Genomic DNA, 22,201 nt, shown 5'->3' with positions numbered 1-22,201 from the left:
TATTTAACTTATCTACACTTTATCATGAAAAAAACATCTAGTCAACATATTTTGGAAGCGCTAACATTACATTTTTATCATTTTCTATTTTTGACATAAAAAAACGCCGTTAACTCGTAAAAGTTAACGGCGGGTAGGTAGATAGATACTACCCAGTTGGTCTACTTCATTGTATACTATTTAAAGATTAATCGCAAGCTTTTAATGTGTCCAAAAACTTTTTTCAATGGCTCTCACAACACGTGTCATTTGAAAAGCTGACTTCGCATCATGAACACGCAGTATACGTGCACCACGATGAAACATTTCATTGGCGGCAATCAGCGACACATCAGCACGCTCACCCTTTGGTAATTCTAACAAAAACTTGGCCCATCCTTTATTCGCTACGGCTGTCATAATTGGTCGCCGAAACAATTGAAGGTGGCTAATAGTATTCATCATAGCTAAATCTTGATCAACCTCAGCATTTTGCGAATAACCCACACCAGGGTCAAGCGCAATACGTTGTCGCGAAATACCAGCTTCTACCAAAGTACGTATATTCGTAGCAAACCAATCATGCATTTCCTGCCTTAAATGTGTCACCTTCTCAACGCGTGGGTTCCACATTGTCAGTAGTCCAACCGATGTTTTTGATAATAGCGCTAACTTACGTGGGTCATCCGTAAAGCCATTCACATCATTAACAATGTCAACGCCTAGTGCAACAGCTTTTACCATGACTTCATACTTATAGGTATCAATGGCAACTAAAGCATTTGGAAATGCTGCTTTGATGCCTAAAATAATCGGTGCAACACGTTCAATTTCAGCTATTGGTGATAGCTCAAGTCCAGATTCAATATAACCTGGTTTTGTCGTTTGCCCACCAACTTCAATGACATCTGCCCCTTCAGCTAATAATAATCCCGCACGTTGAATCATCGTTTCATTATCTGCAACGTTGTCACCGTTGTAAAAAGACTCTGGACTGACATTAAGAACAGCATAAACAATACCCTGTTCATCATGTAATTTATGCTGATTAACTTGCCAAATATAATCATTTTGATTTAGCCATTGTGCTAATGTTGGCACATCAAAACGTTGTTGCAACTCGCGTGCTGCACCACGTGTTACCCAATATACCAACGGGCTAATTGCCACAGCATTTAGCTCTGATAACAGAACCATCAACGACTCGGGTATCTCATCAAAAACTACTTGGACACCCTCCCCTTGCTGTTGCATATTAGCTAAAACTGGCGATTCTGGCTGACACACTTCAATCTTCATTGGCTATTTTCTCCAATAACATTTTTGCTGCACGACCACGGTGTGAGTAATTGACACGTTCTGACATCTGCATTTCTGCAAAAGTTTTCCCATTTTCAGACTCAAAAAGTGTATCAAAACCGACTGAATATGCCCCACGTTCAGATTGCGCCAGTGTTACACCACCACGTCCGATACTATGATAAACGCTCCCATCAGGCATGACTAAGACGAATAGCGCTTCTAAATAAGCATGTCGATCCATATTATCATGGTACAAACTTAATAAATATGCATCTTCTTCACGGATTGTTTTTAACCCTAGCGACTTCAGTTCTCGGGCAATCGTCAAACCAAATCTATTTGGAAAAGCCTTAAAATAAGCAGCTGTATCATCTGCTAAAATGGCAGAATCTGGTAAGAACTGACGAATAAATTGTGCCTTTGCAAGCGCATTTTGGTATTGATCCGTTGCTGTTTCAGTCGGAAAAATTTTTTCCGAAATTAACTCACGATAGTTTATCACTTGAATACCAAATTCAGCAAAAACACGCTGAATTTCTCTTGTTTTTGCTGAATTATTTGACGCAACAACCATTTTTTTAAGCATAGTGTTCCCCCACTGAACGTAATGTATAAAATGACCCAGTAATCATAATATACTGATTTTTTCCTTGCTTTTGTTGTGCTAGAGCTAATGCTTCTTGGCTTGCAACTGGCGTAACAATCATATTCGGCGCTAATTTTTTTATGCTATCAGCTAAATCTTCTGCTGCTAGTGCACGCGGATTATCAGGGGTAACTGCTATTATCTCAGAGAAAACTGGTAACAAATATGCTAACATATCATCATAGTTTTTATCAGACAGTACACCCAGTATCAAAATTGGGCGTGTTGATAATTGCCATACCTTAACAGTTTCAAGCAGGGCACGAACGGCGTCAATATTATGTGCCCCATCCCAAACTAGTCGGTTTGTCGTATCGACTTGCATGCGACCGACCATAAAAGAATTTGCTAATCCTTTTTGTCTAGCTGCAATATTAAACGAAACCTGATAACGTAATTCTAGTGCCGATAAAACTTGCCAAACGACAGCGGCATTTCGTCGCTGAAATGCCCCATTTAATCCAAGTTGATATCGTTGCTGGTTAATCACAAGACATAGGCCATTGACTGTCTCAGATTGGATGCTAATCGTATCATGTTGTTCAAACCAATGTGCCCCTTCACGTTTAGCCGTTCGTTTTAATATTTTGGTAACTGCTGACACTTGTTCTAAATCACTCACAACTAACGTGCCACCTGTGATTAAATCAGCTTTATTCTGTGCAATTGATTCAATGTTATGACCAAGGATATTTTGATGATCCAATCCAATTTCAGTATAAGCAACAATATCCCCGTACGAAATCATGTGCGTTGCATCATCTCTGCCACCCAAGCCCGCTTCGATAATGGCATAAGTCACCTTATTTTGTCGAAAAATTAGTAAAGCAACGATGGTCCACACTTCAAAATAAGACAAATTTGCAATCGTCAAATTATGTTGCGTTAATTGATGATTAAGGTCTTCATAAGCTGTTACCCACGCTTCTTGAGAAACAAAATTCCCATTCAACCAGATTTGTTCACAATCATTAAAAACAGCTGGACTAGTAAAATGACCGACTGTTTCACCGCTAGCTAAAATAATTTCGCGTAGCATCGCACCAGTCGATCCTTTGCCGTTAGTTCCAGCAATCTGGATGATGCGTATATCCTTATCAGGATGTGATAACCAAGTCATCACTTCACATAAGAAATTAATTCGTTCTGAATCAAAAAGCCGCCAACTTTTATCTAGTTGCTGTTGTATTATCTCGTATGACATGATTAATGCCCACGCACTCTACGAGAAAAGCTATCTTTCAAAAAGGTATCTGTTTGAAGTAAGCCACGATGAATTGTCGTGTTTGTTTGCGTCCCTGGTCGATTAATACCACGCATTTCCATACACATGTGTCGCGCAGTCACATTTACCACTAAACCCTTAGGGTGGACAATACGCTGCATTTGATCTGCAATCAAAGCCGTTAAATTTTCTTGCACACTTGGACGTCGACTAGCCCAATCAACCAAGCGAGGTATCTTACTCAGTCCGATAACCTCACCATCTGGGACATACGCAACATCAATTGTACCAAAAAAAGGTAATAGATGATGTTCACACATCGCATAGAACGGTATATCTTCAACAATTACCATGTCTGCATCATCTGTTGTGTCAAACAGCTTATAATCCTTAAATGTTGTTTCACCGGTATGCGCATAAATCTCAGCATGTGCTTTGATAACACGTTCTGGTGTTTCCAGCAAACCCGTACGCTCTGGATCATCGCCAACTGCTGTTAATAAATATTTGACGCCCTGCACGAGGGTTTCAGTTTGTTCTTGATTAAATGTTTTCATTTTCTACCTTCGAACCAGTCACAACACGCACCCAATTTGTGTCTGTTGTGCTAGCTAATAAACGTTCAACTTCTTGCCGTCGATTATTTGTGACCACATCTAATAGTGGCTCTAAAACAAAACGACGGTTTGCCATTTCACGGTGCGGTATGGTTAATATGTCATTTGACCATACTTCATTACCAAATACTAAAATATCGAGATCAATTGTGCGTGGTCCCCAGTGCACATGACGCACCCGCTTCAGACTTTGTTCAATATCATGTAACATATCTAATAAAAGCAAAGCTGATTGCGCTGTTTGGATGCGTAAAGCGACATTATAAAAATCATCTTGTGGTACACCACCGACGGGCTGTGTTTCATAAACTTGTGATACAGCACAAATTGTCGTCCCTGCCGTCTGACTTAACAAATCAACTGCCGTCTGTATATTGCTTAGACGATTACCGATATTTGAACCAAGACTTAAATAGGCTTCTGTCATTGATCACACCACTTAGCTAAGTCAGCAGGTGTGCCACTGACGCTTATAATAAATGGATCATAAATGCCAGCTAACGGAATATAATCTTTGCTGATTGCGACATCGATGCCTTCTACCTGGTGCCACTGCTTTAATAATGCCATTAAAATCGCATTTGCCAAACTTTCCATTAAATTAAAAGACTGCTGAGTTGTAACATCTTTGACAAGCTCATAAATATCAACATAAGAAATCGTTGTGTTCAAATCATCATCTCTCACTGCTGTTTCTATCGGATAGTGAATGACGACATCCACTGAAATCTGCTGGCCAAGCTTTTTTTCTTCATCAAATACACCGTTATACGTATAAAACCGCATATTTGGTAGTTTAATCATCCCCATTGTTCGCCTCCGTAACAAGTACTTTGTTTATTTTACCACGCAATACCATTATCGCCAATAATGATTTTATGCAATAAAAAAACTATCTCTAGATAGTTTTTTTAACAAATCGGCGCTTTGCTCGCCAAATAGGATATGCCACAGCGCTATTCACAATATAGTATAAATACTTGCCAACATTAGCAAAGTTACCTTGCGTTACAGCTTTTGCCAGTTGAACAAAATTATAGACAATCCAAAATAGCCATTGATCTTCAATTTTGAATACGTTTAATAGGTTTGGAATTAACGATAAACTAAACACTGCACTGGCTAACCAAAACAATGGGCCGGTATTTTGAAAAGCTAAATAGTTTAACGTGACACTTAATAGTATGGCCATTAAGATAATCAACGGCAACCATTTCTTAAAATCTTTTGCACGATTAACCTGATTATCACCATAATAATGCCAGCCACGAACTGCTGCAGCATTGATAATAAAGGATACTGGGTAAGTTAGTATGGCACCATTGTTACCAAGCAAAAAATCTATTATGCCTGAAAGCACTGTATTAAAAGTTCCCAATATATTTCCAAACTTATTTAACCGCGCGGTCAAACGAGTTGATAAAATTGAAAAACTAGATGATATGACGGATATCATACCAAAAGGTATATATCTGGCCCAGGCATGTAGCCTAAACAATGGTACCTGTTGTAAATTTGAAAACAAGTAACCCGAGAAATAAGCTGCAATAAGCACAGTGACAACACCAAGTGCATCAAATAACCAAGATTGGTTGAGTCTTTTTAATATATGAAACATGATTTTCTCCGTTTGTTTTTGAACACCGAAACGGCAACGTGTTCAGTTAAAATATCCAATAATTGTCTTGTTAAAAAAGTCATTTGGTATAACTTGCCAGTCGTAAGTTATGCCAAATGACTTTTTTGTACTGCCATCATTTAAACGGTCATACGTTTTAATATTTTGGGCGTTCGAAGCATTATTTAGAAAAAATGCAAACTATAAGTGCCATTAAAGCTATCCCCGGCAGCTAAAACATTCACACCAAACTTTTCTTTAAAATTACCCGTTGAATCAACTGTGTCAGCAATTCCCCACCATGGTTCTAGGGCGATAAAAGGCGCTTCTTTCCCAGCTGGTGTCCAAATGCCAAGGAATTGCGCATTGTCAACCGTCATTCGTAAACCATGCTGATTGGCTAAACGTGCTAACAAAAAGGATGTTTTTTGACGATCCAACTTTAGTATAATCGCATCATCATGATAATCTTCTTGACGCAGACGCAACGGAATATTAGCATTAAATGGTGTTGGTGTATTAGGATTAGAATAGGGTCCAGTCAAACGAATACGATCATAAATTTTTTCCGGCTCAATTGAAACATAATAGTCCGAAAACTTACCACCATCCATTGGTAAATTAAATGCTGGATGACCTCCAACACTAAAGAACAATGATTCTTCAGTATCTGTATTCGTCACAAAGTAAGCTATTTTGAGTTCATTATCACTTGTTAGCTCATAACTAATATCTAGTTGGAACTTAAAGGGATACACGCGATGCGTTGAGTCGGTATCATGTATGCGGAATATTGCGTGATTATCACTTTGATCTATCACGTCAAAGGTTGTGTTCCGAGCAAAACCATGTTGATTCATAAAATAAGTTTCGCCAGCTACCTTGAACTGATCGCCTCTTAAACGACCAACGATTGGGAATAAATTGGAGGCGTGACGACCCCAATACTTCGGATCCCCGACCCAAATATACTCAAGCTCGGCTTGCTTATGCCAAACACTAGTTAATTCAGCACCATCTTCGTTAATTTTAACTTTTAAATCATTGTTTTCTAGTATAATCATAATATCTTTATTCTACCAAATTTTTTTCCAAAAGTGTGATTATTGTTAAGCGTTTACTGCCTACTTTTTTGCCCGAGGAAAAAAACTTTGATAATTTTTTTGTAAGCTTTCTCGAGTAACGTGTGTGTACATCTGCGTTGTGGATAGATTAACATGTCCCAAAAGTTCTTGTACTGTTCTCATATCAGCACCATTATTCAGTAAGTGGGTTGCAAAAGTATGTCGCAACATATGTGGATGAATCTTTCCCGTAAGTGTTGAGCGATTCATAAGGGTATTCAAAATATAGGTAATGCCTGCTGCTGTAATTGGCTGGCCTCGATGATTAACAAAAACAACTGTGTTTTCTGGACAGTTTGCGACCAATTCTGGTCGCAACTGAGCAATGTATTGTTGCATGGCTTTTTGCGCGTAATGACCAAAAGGCACATATCGATCCTTATTGCCTTTACCGTGTATTAGAATGAGTCTTTGCTGAAAGTCTATTTGCGACAATGTTAATGTTGCGATTTCAGCGACACGTGCCCCCGTGGCATAAAGACATTCTAGTAAAGCTGCATTACGTTGCCATAATGGGTCTTTTTGGTCATAGGCTATTTCGAATAGCACTTGCATCTCAGTTTCATAGAAGAATTCTGGCAAATGATTTTGGTGTTTACGCAGAGCAACATTTTCAAAAGGGTTATCCGTAGCAAAATGATTAGCAATCAAAAATTGATAAAACATACGTAAACTACTAATTTTCCGAGCGATTGATGTTCTAGCCAAATGACGTTCATACAAATCATTTAAATAAACACGAACATCTAAAGTCTGGACAGTTTTAAATGTTTGAAAACCACCATTACGTTCTAAAAAAGCGACAAATTCATCAATGTCAGATAAATATGCTTTTAAAGTTAACGCTGAATATTGTCTTTCTGATTGTAAATAATCACGATATAATTTTTCTTCCGTAGTTACCATAATTATCATTATACGCGCCTATTGCTAAATTAAATAATTAAGAAGCTGTTAATTTGTTTATAATCAGTCAAACATTGTCACAAGCCAACATTTTTCAGATAATATTGTATTAGAGATATTTTTATCATTTTATCGATTAAAGGAGCAGCACTATGAAAATTCCTGTACAATCACCCTTACAACACGTTGCAAATCATTTGCAACACGCACAACATATTATTCACCAAACGCTCATTAACTTTGGTAAAAATGTCATTACTAATCGCGATATTAAAAACAAAGCTGCTACTTTAAAAGTTTCACAAGCAAGGGAAATTGCTGTTGTACCCTATGAATCTTCTCCAAGAGTTGTTGATGCCGATAGTTTTGCCTATGCGTTGTCATCAGCAATTACCGAAAGTCAAGATCAACATGATAGCAAGAAATCTCTGCTCACATCAATGAAGCTATTCTTTTATCACCCTATCCGTGTTTTAGCAGCAACAATTATCATTATCCTTGCAGCATATATCGGTTTTATGGCACATCAAATCAACTCAAATACACAGCAGCACATTGATGCCCCAGTGCATTCTTCTAAGACAATCAATCACTAAAAAAAGCAATCTTAAGTTATAAGATTGCTTTTTTTAGTTTTTAAATGAATGAATTGGTGCTGGAATATGACCACCACGATTGATAAAGTCGGCACTTGACTTTGGTACAACAGGCATCACAGGGGCTGTACCCAATAACCCACCGTAATCAACCATATCACCTACTTTAGTGCCATTTGTTGGTAAAATACGCACAGCTGTGGTTTTATTATTTTGTACGCCAATAGCCGCTTCATCAGCGATCATTGCCGAGATAGTTGTTGCCTCAGTATCACCTGGTACTGCAATCATATCTAGACCTACTGAGCAAACTGAAGTCATAGCTTCTAATTTTGCTAATGACAAAATACCAGCCTCAACAGCATCAATCATACCTGCGTCTTCTGAAACAGGTATGAAAGCACCCGATAAACCGCCCACACGTTGCGATGCCATGACACCGCCCTTTTTAACGGCGTCATTAAGCAACATCAAAGCAGCCGTTGTGCCATGAGTGCCGACCATTTCAAGGCCAATTTCCTCTAGCACTTCAGCCACAGAATCACCTCGTGCAGGTGTGGGTGCGAGACTTAAATCAACGATCCCAAACTCAACGCCTAAACGTTCAGCGGCTAACGCCCCAACCATTTGACCCACACGTGTAATCTTGAATGCAGTCTTTTTAACTGTTTCAGCAACAATTTGGATTGGTTCACCTTTCACTTTTTCAAGGGCCCGCTTAACAACACCTGGTCCTGAAACACCCACGTTAATGACAACATCTGCTTCAGTAACACCGTGAAAAGCACCAGCCATGAAAGGATTATCTTCGACTGCATTAGCAAAGACAACTAACTTTGCATTGGCCGTGTCTGATTTATCTGTGATTGCTTTGATGGTTTCACCCATTAACTTAACTGCGTCTAAGTTAATACCAGCTTTTGAAGAGCCGATATTCACGCTAGACATGACAAGATCTGTTTCTGTTAATGCTCGTGGCATTGACTTAATTAAAGCTAAGTCACCATTAGCAAAACCTTTTTGTACTAATGCTGAGTAACCACCAATAAAATCAACACCCACAGCCTTAGCTGCATCATCTAAAGCATGGGCATAATATAGCATGTCATCTGGTGTAGCTTTGCCCGCAATTAACGCAATAGGGGTTACACTAATTCGCTTATTTGTAATGGGAATACCGAATTCACGTTCGATTTGTTGCGCCACAGCAACAAGATTTTTCGCATAGGTTGTAATCTTATGATAGATATTTTTAGCAGTTTCTTGTGGTGTGCCTGCCACTGTATCTAACAATGAGATACCCATCGTTACCGTACGAATATCTAAGTGTTCTTCCGAGACCATATTAATGGTTTCAGTAATTTGAGAGGTTTCCATCATATCTCCTTATTTTCATGCACGAGAATATGACAGTATAATATCACCTACTATACTGTCATTTAACCACATTATAATTACAGTCGTTACTTACACACGGCTCATTGCATTAAAAATTTCTTCACGCTGCATATGTATTTCAACGTTTAACTGCTTACCCAAGCCGTTTAAATCATCTTGTAATTTGTTGTATTCTTCATCGAGCTTTTCTAAGTTGATTAACATACTCATCGTAAAAATATCAGACATAATCGTCTGTGAAACGTCTAAAATGTTAATATGGTGCTCAGCCAAAGTGTTTGAAACACCGGCAATAATGCCTGGCTTATCTTTTCCAATTACTGTTACTACTGCTTTTGCCACGTTATTTCCTCTTTAAAAGTTATTTTAATATTATACAATAAATTATTTTTACACGCTATATTTTTTCTAATTGCGATTACTGATAGATACGCTGTCCATCTCGCCAACCCCAAAATTGTACTGTTTTACGTGCGCTATTCGCTGCTGTTTGTGATTCACCATACGAGTGATGCAGTTGTGCGTTAAACATTGTTTCATACTCCGCAACTGTCACTTCATGGCGCTGTGCCAGCATTGCTTTGGTTTCATCAGCTGGTACATACTGATGAAAATCTTTTTGTAGGGTGACCGAGTATAATTCAGCTTCGGCACCAGAACCGTAGCTAAATATCGCTAGTTGCTCGCCAGGTAATAAATCAGAACTATTACTAATTAAGGATAATAGACTCAAATAAACAGATCCTGTATAAAGGTTGCCAACCTCTCGACTAAATAATTGACTTGCCTCTAAATTGGCCAGTAAACGTTGCCTTTGTCCATCGTGAGCCTCGTCTATAATTTGATCTAAGGCTTTCTTGCCCATTTTAGTATATGGTAAATGAAAAGCAAATCCAGCAAAATCATTCAGCGTTTTGTTCGTATTTTGCTTGTAGCGCTGCCAAAGCGTGAGAAACATTTCTTTATATATGTCAGTTGACAAGTGGCCATCGACAATCGCCTCTGTTCGATCTAGTGGTCGCCAAAAATCTGCAACATCTTGAGACATATATACGGAATCATCGTTAAAAGCCAATAATTTTGGATCTTGTGACACAATCATAGCTATGGCACCACCACCCTGGGTGACTTCTCCAGGTGTCGCAATGCCATAGCGCGCTATATCGGATGCTATAACCAACACACGTTTGTCAGGATGTGCTTTAACATAATCGTTTGCTTGCATCAAACCATAAGTGCCAGCATAGCAAGCTTGTTTCAGTTCAATTGTTCGTGAAAACGATGATAGGCCCAACAAACGTTGAGCATAAATGGCAGCTGATTTTGAATTATCAATCCCTGATTCAGTGGCAAATATAACCATATCGATTTGTTCACGGTCTGCTACGGTTAAAATTTTTCTTGCCGCATTGACCCCCATTGTCACAACATCTTCAAAGTTAGGTATAACCGCTTGCTTATTTTGGCCAATACCGATTGTATACTTTTCAGGTTCATCACCGCGCGCAAGCGCTAATGTCGTTAGGTCTAAAGCAAACTCTGTTGTATAACTTGCCATTTTGTCGATACCAATTATCATAACGCGTAAACTCCTTTGACATCTATTATAACATGCAAAAAAGCGCCATTAGACGCTTTAAATGAGATACTAAAATTAGTATAATGCCTTAACTTTTTCTTGAATGCTCTCTGTCGTGATAAATTCGTCATAGGTTGTATCGACACGGTCAACAAGACCTTTGCTTGACACTTCAATAACATGATTAGCAGTTGTTGCTAAAAACTCATGATCGTGAGATGTCATGATGATACCACCCTTGAAATTAACAACAGCATCGTTGAGTGATTGAATTGATTCCAAGTCCAAATGATTAGTAGGGTCATCCATCAGCAAAACATTGGCCTTTAAGAGCATCATTTTAGCTAATGTAATGCGAACTTTTTCACCACCAGACAAAACTTTAATTTCTTTCAAAGAGTCATCGCCACGGAATAACATTTGACCAAGCATACCCCGTAAGCTTGTATTATCCTTTTGTTCTTCTTCAGCAAAATCACGTAACCAATCTAAAATTGTTTTATCTTGGTCGTCAAAGTTATCATTTAAGTCTTTTGCGATATAAGATTGTGACGTTGTGACACCCCATGTTACAGTGCCCGTATCTGGTGCCATCGTGCCAGCAATAATCTGCATTAAGGTTGTGGTTGCTAAATCAGAACGTGACAAAATAGCAATCTTATCCCCCGGACGCCCAATAAATGAAATATTATCTAACACTTTTTCGCCATCAATTGTTTTAGAGACATTTTCGACTCTGACCATATCGTTCCCCATTTCGCGACCAATTGGGAAATTGATGAATGGATATTTACGAGAAGATGGCTTAATATCATCCAAGGTGATTTTATCTAATTGCTTTTTACGCGCAGTTGCTTGCTTTGATTTTGATGCATTAGCAGAAAATCGTGCTACGAATTCCTGCAGTTGCTTAATTTGTTCTTCTTTTTTGGCATTTTGCTGTGAAGCTAATCGTTGTGCTAGCTCAGAAGACTCACGCCAAAAATCATAATTACCAACAAAGGGTGTAATTTTGCCAAAGTCAACATCCAAAATATTCGTCGACACAGCATTAAGGAAGTGACGATCATGCGAGACAACGATAACAAGATTTGGAAAATCTGCTAAAAAGTCTTCTAACCAATTGATTGTTTGCACATCAAGTCCGTTCGTTGGTTCATCTAAGACTAAGATATCGGGATTACCAAACAATGCTTGGGCTAACAGAACTTTAACTTTATCATTTTCTGTTAACTCACCCATTAACGTATATTGCATGTCATCTGGGATACCTAACTTACTTAATAGCTGACCTGCCTCGACCTCTGCATTCCAGCCGTCGAGCTCTTCAAATTCAGCACCCAAGTCAGCCACGCGCACACCATCTTCATCATTGAAATCTGGCTTCGCATAGATAGCATCCATTTCAGTTTTAACTTCGTATAGTCTTTTATGCCCTTGAATAACAGTATCTAATACCGTAAATTCATCAAAAGCGAAATGGTCTTGTTGCAACGAAGACATACGCTCACCATCACCAATAGAAATAACGCCTTCTGTTGGCTGTAATTCGCCTTGCAACAACTTCAAAAAAGTTGATTTTCCAGCACCGTTGGCACCAATAATACCGTACGTGTTGCCGGGGGTTAACTTTAAATTAACATCTTGATAAAGCTTTGGGCCTGAAAAGCTAAAGCTCATGTCTGATACTGTGATCAATTAAATTTCCTCCACATAGTGTGCAATTGTTCAACAAATAAGCTAAACATATTGCAATATCAGTAAAAATACCTATTTTAACTATAACAGAAAAAGCACGAAAGGTCGTGCTTTTCAAAAGAATTTCTCCTAATAAAATAACCGCAAACTACGATTTGAAACCACCATCAACTGGTACAGAGATTTTTTCATCATCGTCATCCGAATGCAAACCATAGAAACCGTTCTCAACTGGAATTAAGTTTTCGTCTGGGTCATCTCGTGTATCACCAAAAAACGTAAATAAACTTAACACAAAATAGAATAGTGCCAAATAAAAACCATAAGATGTTGATACCAACCCAAGTAACCACGTTGTTATCAATGCAAAAAATAGTGGCATAATAACTAATACACCCGGAAAAAGACCACGTTTACGTGTGACATAACCAAAGTAAAGCATATAGAGGCCATTTACGATAATATATAACCAAATAATCTGATTCAAAGTTGACCAATTTAACAGCTGGCCAAACCATGGTAATACAAGAGCCGTGATGAGAATTGCTATGCCATGAATACCATAATTTTTATTAAAAAATCTTTTCATTATGAATAACCTTTCAGCCCATGTCGCTTGTTATAATCACTGCTGAACTAGGCATCGTTTGTTTTAGTATATAAAATTAGATCAACTCCCGCAAGACACTGATTGCAGAGAGTGCATAAAGTGGTGCTGTTTCAGCTCTTAATATTCGCGGCCCTAATCCAGCAGATATAAAGTGAGATGTGGTCAATTCAGTCACTTCTGATGTCGTTAAGCCACCTTCAGGGCCAAACAATAAGACGATTTTAGCGCCGTGCGGTGCCTCCCTAATTGTTTGAACAAGGTTAGCACTTTCCCCTGCTCTTGCTGATTCTTCCCAAGCGACAAGCCCTAAATTTTTGGGTTGCGCTATCATTGCCTGCCAATCTATGAATTGAACCGTTGGCACCATTAAACGGTGGGCCTGCTCAGCGGCAGCTTGCGCAATTTTTTGAAAACGTAACTGTTTTTTATCTTGCTGTTTGTGCCAATCAGTTACAGTGCGTGCCATATTCGTAAAAATAATGTGGTGCACACCCAGCTCTGTCGCTTTTTGAACAAACCAGTCAGAACGATCATTTTTCAAAGGTGAAACGACAACACTTATTTCTAAAGGTAACTCGGCTTCAGCTGAAATCGTGTTTATAACCTTTAAATGCATTGATTCCGGTGTTATTGTCACTACCTCAGCAATAACAACACGTCGATTGTTATCAACAAATTCAGCCTGTGTCCCTACACGCGCGCGTAATACTTTACCAAAGTGTTTAAAGATACTTTGGTTTGATGCTAAATTAATTTCATCAGTTATTGTTTCATTTAAAAAGTAGCGTTGCATTAATTTTTTTCCTTCAATTGCGCAATATACCCATGCCATTCACCCATTTGAGACTTTTGAACAATGGTATAGTCATTTGCGCGCAAAACATCTTCAATATGTAGCGCGATATTATCATAAATCCCAGACACCAAGAATAAGCCACCTGGCTTTAATAAAGTAGTGGTTTGGGGAATTAATCTTTCAATAACATCAGCCAAAATATTTGCCACAATCAAGTCAACAGGAGAAATAACAACATCAGCTAACAAATCGCTTGCCACAACCGTCACATCTTGTGCAACTGGATTTAACCGCAAATTTTCTTTTGCCACATTGACAGACATCTCATCGATGTCTGTTGCCAGTACATGCGCTACACCCAATTGTTTGGCTGCAACAGCTAAAACCCCAGATCCGGTACCAACATCGATCATAGATTCACCACCACGAACAACATTTTCTAAAGCTTGTAGCATTAACCGAGTTGTTTCGTGTGTGCCAGTACCAAATGCTAACTTAGGATCCATGATAATAGGTAATTCATCTATCTGGTTGGGATGATATGTTTCCCAAGAAGGTACGACAGTAAAGTGCCGCGTGACACGCTCCGCATGATAATAGGCTTTCCAATTATCTTCCCAATCTTTTTGTTGAATACCATTGACAGTTATCGTCGCTGGGGCAACAGACATGCCAATATCACTTAAATGCTTTAGTGCCTTCTGAATTGCAGTGATTGTTTCACCTAATTGCTCATCATCTGGGTAGTAGGCCGTCACGCTAATAGCGTCATGATCATTAATTTGAACACCCTGAGCACCAACTTGCAACAAGATATCCGCCACTGTTTCTATTGCTTCATTTTTCGTTGCAACGCTCACTGCTTGCCAATTCATAGTTGTTCCTCATATTCAATGACAACTTTACCAATACTGTGTCCTTCTTCAACCATTGTTGTAGCTCTTTTAAGGTTATTTACTGATAAGCCTAACAAAGTTGTTGTCATTGTCGATTTAATAATTTGTTGCTCTAATAAGCTTGCAATGTTGTTCAATGCTTCTCCCTGCGATGCCATATTAACACCATAGTTAGCCTTGGCAAACATAAAGACCCAACTAAATTGCGCCCCAATATTTTTGAGCGGCCCCATATCAATAGGTGCAGTCGTTTCCACAATTGATGCAATTCGGCCAAAAGGTTTGATCACTTTTGTAACCAGAGGCCAATAGGTATTGGTATCTTGTAAAATAGCAATATCATCTACTTGCTCATACTGTATACCGCATAATTGTGCATATAAATCCTGGTGATAATCCAAAATATAGTCAGCCCCCATCGATTTAACCCAAGCAATCGACGCTGGCTTAGACGCAGTTGTAATTACTGTCATTCCCATATATTTAGCGAGTTGAATTAGTACGGAGCCAACACCACCGGCCCCATTAATAATCAGAATACTTTTACCCGCTGCACTGTTCTTTTTTACTTCATAACCTAATGCTTCGTGTAAGATTTCGCTTGCAGTAATACTTGTCAGAGGCATCGCTGCAATTTCAGCATCTGTTAGGCCCGTTGGCGCGTGCCCGACTAGTTGTTCGTGAACAACTTGGTATTCGGCATTTGCGCCAGACTTGTTTTGCGCGCCAGCATAGTAGACCTTATCGCCAACTGAAAATAAACCGACTTCTGTACCCACAGCTGCCACTGTGCCCACAGCATCAAAACCCAATATTCTAAATGTCCCATCTAACTGATAGCCAGCCCGCATTTTAGTGTCAACTGGATTAACAGCGCTCGCTGACAGTTTTACTAAAACTTCCTTTGCCGCTGGTTTGGGCCTAGCCACCATCTTTTCAATAAAAACATTTGGTGCATCAAGTGGCAACGCCTGCTCAAAGCCTATTGCTTTCATTTTAGGGCTGCTGTTGAAAGGCCAAAGATTTTTTAACTTTTCTAAAAATGACATACGGAGCTCCTTTATTAATTCATCAACTATTACATATATAGCCTACGCGAAAAATACATCAAAAATAGGGGCAATGAGGCACTGACAATCAATTGCCACGGGCGTATTGGGTGTCATCTTCCGTTTTCAGTACTGCCATAAAGGCTTCTTGCGGTACATCAACTGTTCCTACTGATTTCATACGCGCTTTTCCGCGTTTTTGCTTGTCCAATAACTTGGCGCGTCGGTCAGGATCACCTGTATGGATTTTTGCTGTGACATCTTTACGATAGGCTTTGATATTAGTACGTGCCAAAATTTTAGCCCCAATAGCTGCCTGTACTGGAATTTCAAAGTTTTGACGCGGAATAATTTCTTTGAGCTTAGATGTAATAATCCGACCACGTTCAGCTGCAAAATCACGATGAACAATAAAACTCAAAGCATCTACTTTTTCAGAATTAAGTAGTATGTCAATTTTAAGTAAATCCGATTGACGATAACCAGATATCTCATAATCTAACGAGGCGTAACCACGTGTGCTGGACTTGAGTTTATCAAAGAAATTAAAAATAATTTCTGATAGCGGTATTTTATACTTAACATTGACACGTGTTTCGTCAAGATACTCCATGGTATCAAACTCACCTCTTTTACGCTGTGCCAACTCCATCACAGCACCCACATAATCATTAGGCACCATGATTTGTGCGTCAACGTAAGGTTCTTCAATGTACTTAATTTGAGACGCTTCAGGCATTTCAGAGGGATTCTCAATTTCAAGCATTTCACCATCATTAGTGGTCACATGATAAGTGACTGACGGCGCAGTCGTTACCAAATCCAAACCAAATTCACGCTCTAATCGCTCTTGAATAACATCCATATGTAATAATCCAAGGAAGCCAACACGATAACCAAATCCCAAAGCTTGAGATGTCTCAGGCTCAAATGATAAGGCAGCATCATTTAATTGCAGTTTTTCTAAAGCATCACGCAAATCTGTATACTTCGCATTGTCCGAAGGATATAAACCGGAATAAACCATCGGCGTCATTGGTTTGTAACCTGCCAATGGTTCGCTAGCTGGATTATTGACAGATGTAATAGTATCACCTGAATGGGTCGTATGGATATCTTTAATCGCGGCTGTCAAGTAACCGACATCGCCAGCCATTAAATAATCACGCTTTTGAGCTGTTGGTGACATGACACCAACCTCGTTCACTTCATATTCAGCACCGGTATTCATCATGCGCACCTTGTCTCCGGGCTTAACAATACCTTCACGTACACGCATGTTAACCACAACACCACGATACGGGTCATAAGCTGAGTCAAAAATTAGAGCTCGCAGTGGCGCTGTTAGGTCACCAGTAGGTGCAGGCAAATCAGTCACAATCTTTTCAAGTAATTCAGGAATACCAACCCCTTTTTTAGCCGAAGCCAACACTGCTTCAGACGCATCAATCCCAATCACGTCCTCAATTTCTGCGCGTACCTTTTCTGGATCGGCAGCTGGTAAATCAATCTTATTGATAACAGGTAGTATTTCCAAATTGTTATCTAACGCTAAATAAACATTCGCTAGTGTCTGTGCTTCAACACCCTGTGCGGCATCAACGACCAAAATAGCACCTTCAGCGGCAGCCAAAGAGCGTGAGACCTCATAAGAAAAATCAACGTGACCTGGTGTATCAATAAGATGAAAAATATAGGTCTCGCCATCTTTAGCATCGTAGTGAACCTCGACTGCGTTCAATTTAATTGTAATCCCTCGCTCGCGTTCAAGATCCATTGTATCGAGTAATTGGTTTTGCATGTCTCGTTCTGCAACTGTATGAGTTTGCTCAAGAATACGGTCAGCAATCGTTGATTTACCATGATCTATATGTGCCACAATTGAAAAATTGCGAATGTGTTTTTGGCGTATTTTAAGTTGTTCTAAGTCAAATTCTGTCATCTTTTTTTAACGCTACTTTGCGCTTTTCCTTAATTATTCTGTCTTACTTATTTTATCATGAATGGCCATAAAAAAGGTTGATGGCGCGAGCTTTTTGTCATTTAACGTGTTCGTCTCATGGCTTGTATGAATACTGTTCCCATAATTAATACAGCTCCGAGTGCGTCAATTATGCCAAATGCGATATGAAAAACAACAACACTGAGTATTGTACCCATCAATGGTTCTAAAGCCCCTAACGTACTTGCAGTTGTTGGCTTAATCCAGGCTAAACTTTGAATAAATACAACATATGCGATTGCTGTCCCAATGACAATCGAAAAAAATAGCAAAGCTACGGTATCTAATGTCCAATGAGGTGTTTGTCGCCAAATTGGATGACTGATATTAATGCCTAAACCACTAATTAACATTGCCCAAGCACTGATGGTAACAGCATCAAATTTTTGAATTAATTGCTTTGGTAAGAGTGTATAAAACACTGCGCCAACACCTGCCAAAAGACCCCAAATTAGTGCTGATTTTGACATAGCTAGTTGATCTATATGACCATGTGTGGCAATTAGTACTGTCCCAACAATGGCCATTATAATGGCCAAAATATCTTGTCGTGCTGGCCATTGCCAAGTCTTAAAGGCAATAACGATGGCAATCATAATCGGATTGGTAAATTGTAACACAGTGGCAGTCGCTGCATTACCAGATTTGATAGCCATAATGTAAGTGTATTGAACAAACAGCATCCCTAAAAAGGCAAAAACAACTAAACGTGCTGCATCAGAACCATTAGCAAATGGTTTAAAAATAGCACGCCCCTCTCGAGCATAAGCAACAACTAATAATACGACACCAGCCAACAACAATCTAAAACTAGCAAACCATTGTGCATCAACACCACGGGCAAATAGCAAATCTACTGCAACGCTGTTAACACCCCAGAGCAAGGGACCCATCATAGCAAAAAATAGGCCTTTCGTTTTGTTTGTCATGTATCCTCCGTTTATCTTCGTCTTTTGTTATTTAAAAATAAGCCTAGCAGATGCTAAACTTATTTTGCATGGTTATTAAAAAGTTACTAACTGTGGACTTTGACCAAAATGACCTGCCGACAAGATTTTCATCACTGTTAACATTTGTTCATCACTAACTAGCTTAGGTGCGCCGTTAACCAGTGTGTCATATACCGAATCATATACACGGCCATAATCACCTGTGATACTTGGCAAATATTTTTCAATCCGATCCCCGCTTTGATTATAATAAACTAGTTGCCCATAGTTTTGTGGTGCATCTAGCCCAAAATTATCACTTCCCGGTAATTTGCCCGTTTTTAAATCATTTTCTTGTTCATCAACTGTATATTTGACAAAGGTGCCTTTTGTCCCTCTTATTTGCCATTTAGGATAAGCCTTTGTTGCTAATTCTGTTGCGCCTATATTGGCCTTAAATGCCTTCTCGTAAAAAAGATTAAGGGCAATATGATCTTCTACCATACTTTCTAACAGTCGTGTGGCTCGTAAGTCATAAGCGACCGATTTTGGTTGACCAAATAAGCTAACAACTTGATCAACAAGATGTACACCGTGATCATATAATGTCCCGTCGATAGCTGTGCCTTTGGCTTTACCATCATTTGGGCGATAGTGATCCATATGTACTTCTAAATCAACTAGCCGCCCCAAGTAACCATTATTAATGACGTCTTGCACTGTCAAAAAGTCACTGTCAAAACGCCGACTTTGATAAGGCATTAGAAATAACTGATTTTTTTGAGCAAGCGCCACCAAGTTTTCAGCTTCTTCTAAATTAGCTGCCATGGGCTTATCGACTAAAACATTTTTGCCAGCTGTCAATAATTGTTTTGTAACCGCGTAATGGCTCGATGATGGTGTGACAATCACGACCAAATCAATCGATGAATCTGTTAAAATATCTGAGATGTTTGTCGAAAAAAGTGTCCCCGTTGCTTCAAGTTCTGCTTGTGCCTCAGGGCGCTTCCCTAAAGTCGGAGTAACCACACGGGCCACTTTAAACTTATCCTGACGTATTTTTAAATAGGGTAAGTGATAACGATTAGTACTTTTACCAAAACCAACATAAGCAATATTTAACATCTCAACCTCCACTTTAATGCCCTAATCTCTGTCAATAGATAGATTACTTAATAACAATATCTTCTAAATTCCCTAAACCAGCAATTAACTGATTAATGATATTTAATTGTGCATATCGATTATTTTTGATTTGTTCATTATCAACATTCACCATCGTCGCATCAAAATATGCTGAAATTGGCATTTGCAACGCTGCTAACGCTTGATAAAGGGCCTCTGCGCCGTTTGCTTCAAGTGCCACTAATTGCAATTCACTCGTGGCAGCATACAATGCCTTTTCCGTTTCGTTTTCAAATAACTGTGGATTAACATTTAATGATACAGGTGTTTTTTCTGCTAAGCGTGCGACACGAGTCAAGGCTGATATCACCTCACGGAAATTATTATCATGTGCATGATTTGCCAAAACTTGAATACGATCTGTCAGATAAACAATATCTGCTGTCGCAAAATTGTCTGTCCCTGCGCTCACAATGTCTTGACGAATATCATCATCTAAAGCCAGCTTGCGAACACGATCAACCACAAAACTGAGCACCGCCATCAAATCGGCTGAAGCAGTAACAGCCCCTGTTGCCGCCATGAACTCAGCTAATACTGGTTGCAGCGCGATATGCCAATGCTTAGTAGTTAATGTGCGAACAACACCTGTTGCCGCACGTCGCAAACCATAGGGGTCATTGGATCCCGAAGGAATAAGATTAGCCGCGAAGAATGTCACAATAGCATCTAATTTATCAGCGATAGCAAGCACTGCACCGACATCACTTTTAGCAATGTTACCATTGGCTGATGTTGGCATGTAGTGTTCTCTAATAGCAGTAGCGACATGCTCATTTTCACCAAATAGACGTGCGTAATGTTCGCCCATTACACCTTGCAATTCATCGAATTCACCGACCATTCCAGTCATCAAATCAAATTTATATATTTCTGCTGCCCGCGCTAAATCAGTCTTTTTATCGTCATCGAAATCTAAAGCATCAGCTAATTTTTCCGCCAACAAACCAACACGTTGCATATGTTCGTAAACTGTTCCAATTTTTTCATGAAAAACAAGTGTCTTAACTTTTGCCATATAATCAGCAATCTTTTTTTGTTGGTCTTCACGATAAAAGAACTCTGCGTCCTCTAGGCGAGCAACAAGAACTTTTTCATTTCCAGCAATAACATTGTCTAAGTGCGCCGTATCACCATTTCTAACTGAAAGAAAATGAGGTAACAATTTCCCTGTCGCATCTCTGACGTAGAAAAAGCGCTGATGCTCACGCATAGATGTAATCAACACTTCATCAGGCACTTCAAGATACTTTTGATCAAAACTACCAGAGAAAGCTGTCGGCCATTCGACAATATTATTTACTTCTTCCAATAAATCTTGTGCAGGTGCATTATCTAATGACAATACCCAGTGATTTCGATTTGCTATTGTTTCAAGTTGACTTTTTATTTGAGCTTTACGATTCTCCGCATCGGCAAGCACGTAAGCAGACTGCAATGTCTCTTCGTAAGCTTGAGCATCACTAATCGTTACATGTTCTGTCGACAAGAATCGATGTCCTCTTGTGACACGACCAGTGGCAATGTCAAGAACATTAAAATTGATAACCTGTTCATCTAATAAAGCTACTAACCAACGAATCGGACGTACATACAAAAATGAATGATTTGCCCATTTCATATACGTTGTAAATTTCATTTGCGAAACAACTTCTTCACCAATCTGAGACAAAATTTGATTGGCTGGTACACCAGTAGTATGTTTTGTCAACCAAACATAGCCATCACGCACTTCAAACGCTTCTGGGGTCGCACCTTGTCCTCGCGCAAAACCTTGCGCTGCTTTCGACCACTCACCATTTTCGTCTTTAGCACGTTCAACTGACGGTCCGCGTTTTTCTTCTGAAAGTGCTTCAGATTCTTCGGCCACATCACATAGTTGCAATGCCAGACGACGTGGTGTCGAAAATGGTTTAATATCACCAACAGTCAGTCGATGAGCTGCCAGAAACTCTTTTGTTCTAGCAACGAGTTGTGATTCAGAACTCGTCACAAGGTGTGCAGGTACTTCTTCTAAACCAATTTCTAATAAAAACGTTGACATAA

The 22,201-nt window shown here is 39.2% G+C and carries 22 protein-coding genes; 1 reads left to right on the top strand and 21 read right to left on the bottom strand.

Features of this window, described 5'->3' with window-relative positions; all coding sequences use genetic code 11:
• Window positions 1–201 precede the first annotated feature (201 nt).
• The 9 genes from folP to xerC all read right to left on the bottom strand — a co-directional run bounded on the left by folP (window position 202) and on the right by xerC (window position 7,417).
• A complete protein-coding gene (gene folP / locus C5L21_RS05280; RefSeq protein WP_085699192.1) occupies window positions 202–1,278 on the bottom strand; it encodes a dihydropteroate synthase in 1,077 nt (358 codons plus the stop codon).
• Window positions 1,268–1,867: a non-canonical purine NTP pyrophosphatase gene (locus C5L21_RS05275; RefSeq protein WP_012305258.1), complete on the bottom strand. Its 600-nt coding sequence runs from the start codon at window positions 1,865–1,867 to the stop codon at window positions 1,268–1,270. Before C5L21_RS05275 ends, folP begins: the two co-directional genes overlap by 11 nt.
• Window positions 1,860–3,131 (bottom strand): bifunctional folylpolyglutamate synthase/dihydrofolate synthase, encoded by a 1,272-nt coding sequence (locus tag C5L21_RS05270; protein ID WP_085699194.1) that lies wholly within the window; start codon window positions 3,129–3,131, stop codon window positions 1,860–1,862. The genes C5L21_RS05275 and C5L21_RS05270 overlap by 8 nt, the downstream gene beginning before the upstream one ends.
• A 2-nt stretch (window positions 3,132–3,133) precedes the next feature.
• Window positions 3,134–3,709: a GTP cyclohydrolase I gene (gene folE / locus C5L21_RS05265; RefSeq protein WP_133286136.1), complete on the bottom strand. Its 576-nt coding sequence runs from the start codon at window positions 3,707–3,709 to the stop codon at window positions 3,134–3,136.
• Complete coding sequence (folK, locus tag C5L21_RS05260) at window positions 3,696–4,196, bottom strand: 2-amino-4-hydroxy-6-hydroxymethyldihydropteridine diphosphokinase (RefSeq protein ID WP_085699196.1); 501 nt, start codon at window positions 4,194–4,196, stop codon at window positions 3,696–3,698. Before folK ends, folE begins: the two co-directional genes overlap by 14 nt.
• Complete coding sequence (folB, locus tag C5L21_RS05255; RefSeq protein WP_004905257.1) at window positions 4,193–4,579, bottom strand: dihydroneopterin aldolase; 387 nt, start codon at window positions 4,577–4,579, stop codon at window positions 4,193–4,195. The genes folK and folB overlap by 4 nt, the downstream gene beginning before the upstream one ends.
• 88 nt (window positions 4,580–4,667) lie before the next feature.
• Window positions 4,668–5,387, bottom strand: a complete 720-nt coding sequence (gene pnuC, locus C5L21_RS05250) for a nicotinamide riboside transporter PnuC (RefSeq protein ID WP_085699198.1) — start codon at window positions 5,385–5,387, stop codon at window positions 4,668–4,670.
• Window positions 5,388–5,572: 185 nt separating this feature from the next.
• The gene (locus tag C5L21_RS05245; protein ID WP_133286135.1) at window positions 5,573–6,451 is read right to left on the bottom strand and encodes an aldose 1-epimerase family protein; all 879 of its coding nucleotides are present in this window, start codon (window positions 6,449–6,451) and stop codon (window positions 5,573–5,575) included.
• A 60-nt stretch (window positions 6,452–6,511) separates the two neighbouring features.
• Window positions 6,512–7,417: a tyrosine recombinase XerC gene (gene xerC, locus C5L21_RS05240; protein ID WP_004908772.1), complete on the bottom strand. Its 906-nt coding sequence runs from the start codon at window positions 7,415–7,417 to the stop codon at window positions 6,512–6,514.
• 152 nt (window positions 7,418–7,569) lie between these two features.
• Between xerC and C5L21_RS05235 the strand changes: the two genes are divergently transcribed.
• Complete coding sequence (locus C5L21_RS05235) at window positions 7,570–8,013, top strand: hypothetical protein (RefSeq protein ID WP_004900655.1); 444 nt, start codon at window positions 7,570–7,572, stop codon at window positions 8,011–8,013.
• A 33-nt stretch (window positions 8,014–8,046) separates the two neighbouring features.
• Here the strand turns inward: C5L21_RS05235 and C5L21_RS05230 are convergent, their stop codons facing one another.
• The 12 genes from C5L21_RS05230 to glyS form a co-directional block, all read right to left on the bottom strand.
• Window positions 8,047–9,390, bottom strand: coding sequence for a PFL family protein (locus tag C5L21_RS05230; RefSeq protein WP_012305260.1), 1,344 nt, complete (start codon window positions 9,388–9,390; stop codon window positions 8,047–8,049).
• A 90-nt stretch (window positions 9,391–9,480) separates the two neighbouring features.
• Entirely contained in the window at window positions 9,481–9,753 is a 273-nt protein-coding gene (locus tag C5L21_RS05225) for an ACT domain-containing protein (RefSeq protein ID WP_004900661.1), read from the bottom strand.
• A gap of 76 nt (window positions 9,754–9,829) precedes the next feature.
• Window positions 9,830–10,990 carry a hydroxymethylglutaryl-CoA synthase gene (locus C5L21_RS05220; protein WP_085699202.1) on the bottom strand — a complete coding sequence of 387 codons (1,161 nt, stop codon included), beginning with the start codon at window positions 10,988–10,990 and terminating at the stop codon, window positions 9,830–9,832.
• Between the two features lie 75 nt (window positions 10,991–11,065).
• Window positions 11,066–12,688: an ABC-F family ATP-binding cassette domain-containing protein gene (locus C5L21_RS05215; protein ID WP_004909385.1), complete on the bottom strand. Its 1,623-nt coding sequence runs from the start codon at window positions 12,686–12,688 to the stop codon at window positions 11,066–11,068.
• A 148-nt stretch (window positions 12,689–12,836) separates the two neighbouring features.
• Window positions 12,837–13,277, bottom strand: coding sequence for a hypothetical protein (locus tag C5L21_RS05210; protein ID WP_004900671.1), 441 nt, complete (start codon window positions 13,275–13,277; stop codon window positions 12,837–12,839).
• A 76-nt stretch (window positions 13,278–13,353) separates the two neighbouring features.
• A complete protein-coding gene (locus C5L21_RS05205) occupies window positions 13,354–14,091 on the bottom strand; it encodes an RsmE family RNA methyltransferase (RefSeq protein ID WP_004909382.1) in 738 nt (245 codons plus the stop codon).
• On the bottom strand, window positions 14,091–14,969 hold the full coding sequence (gene prmA, locus C5L21_RS05200) for a 50S ribosomal protein L11 methyltransferase (protein ID WP_004906104.1): 879 nt from the start codon (window positions 14,967–14,969) through the stop codon (window positions 14,091–14,093). Before prmA ends, C5L21_RS05205 begins: the two co-directional genes overlap by 1 nt.
• Window positions 14,966–16,039, bottom strand: coding sequence for a zinc-binding alcohol dehydrogenase family protein (locus C5L21_RS05195; RefSeq protein ID WP_004900679.1), 1,074 nt, complete (start codon window positions 16,037–16,039; stop codon window positions 14,966–14,968). The genes prmA and C5L21_RS05195 overlap by 4 nt, the downstream gene beginning before the upstream one ends.
• 88 nt (window positions 16,040–16,127) lie before the next feature.
• The gene (lepA, locus tag C5L21_RS05190; protein ID WP_004906110.1) at window positions 16,128–17,981 is read right to left on the bottom strand and encodes a translation elongation factor 4; all 1,854 of its coding nucleotides are present in this window, start codon (window positions 17,979–17,981) and stop codon (window positions 16,128–16,130) included.
• Window positions 17,982–18,082: 101 nt separating this feature from the next.
• On the bottom strand, window positions 18,083–18,970 hold the full coding sequence (locus tag C5L21_RS05185; protein WP_040190304.1) for a DMT family transporter: 888 nt from the start codon (window positions 18,968–18,970) through the stop codon (window positions 18,083–18,085).
• 75 nt (window positions 18,971–19,045) lie between these two features.
• Window positions 19,046–20,095 (bottom strand): Gfo/Idh/MocA family oxidoreductase, encoded by a 1,050-nt coding sequence (locus tag C5L21_RS05180; protein ID WP_085699204.1) that lies wholly within the window; start codon window positions 20,093–20,095, stop codon window positions 19,046–19,048.
• Between the two features lie 43 nt (window positions 20,096–20,138).
• Window positions 20,139–22,199, bottom strand: coding sequence for a glycine--tRNA ligase subunit beta (gene glyS / locus C5L21_RS05175; RefSeq protein WP_085699206.1), 2,061 nt, complete (start codon window positions 22,197–22,199; stop codon window positions 20,139–20,141).
• Window positions 22,200–22,201 lie beyond the last annotated feature (2 nt).

The sequence above is a fragment of the Leuconostoc citreum genome (genome assembly GCF_004354555.1).
Lineage (GTDB): Bacteria > Bacillota > Bacilli > Lactobacillales > Lactobacillaceae > Leuconostoc > Leuconostoc citreum.
This window is presented reverse-complemented; position numbering and strand designations above follow the sequence as displayed.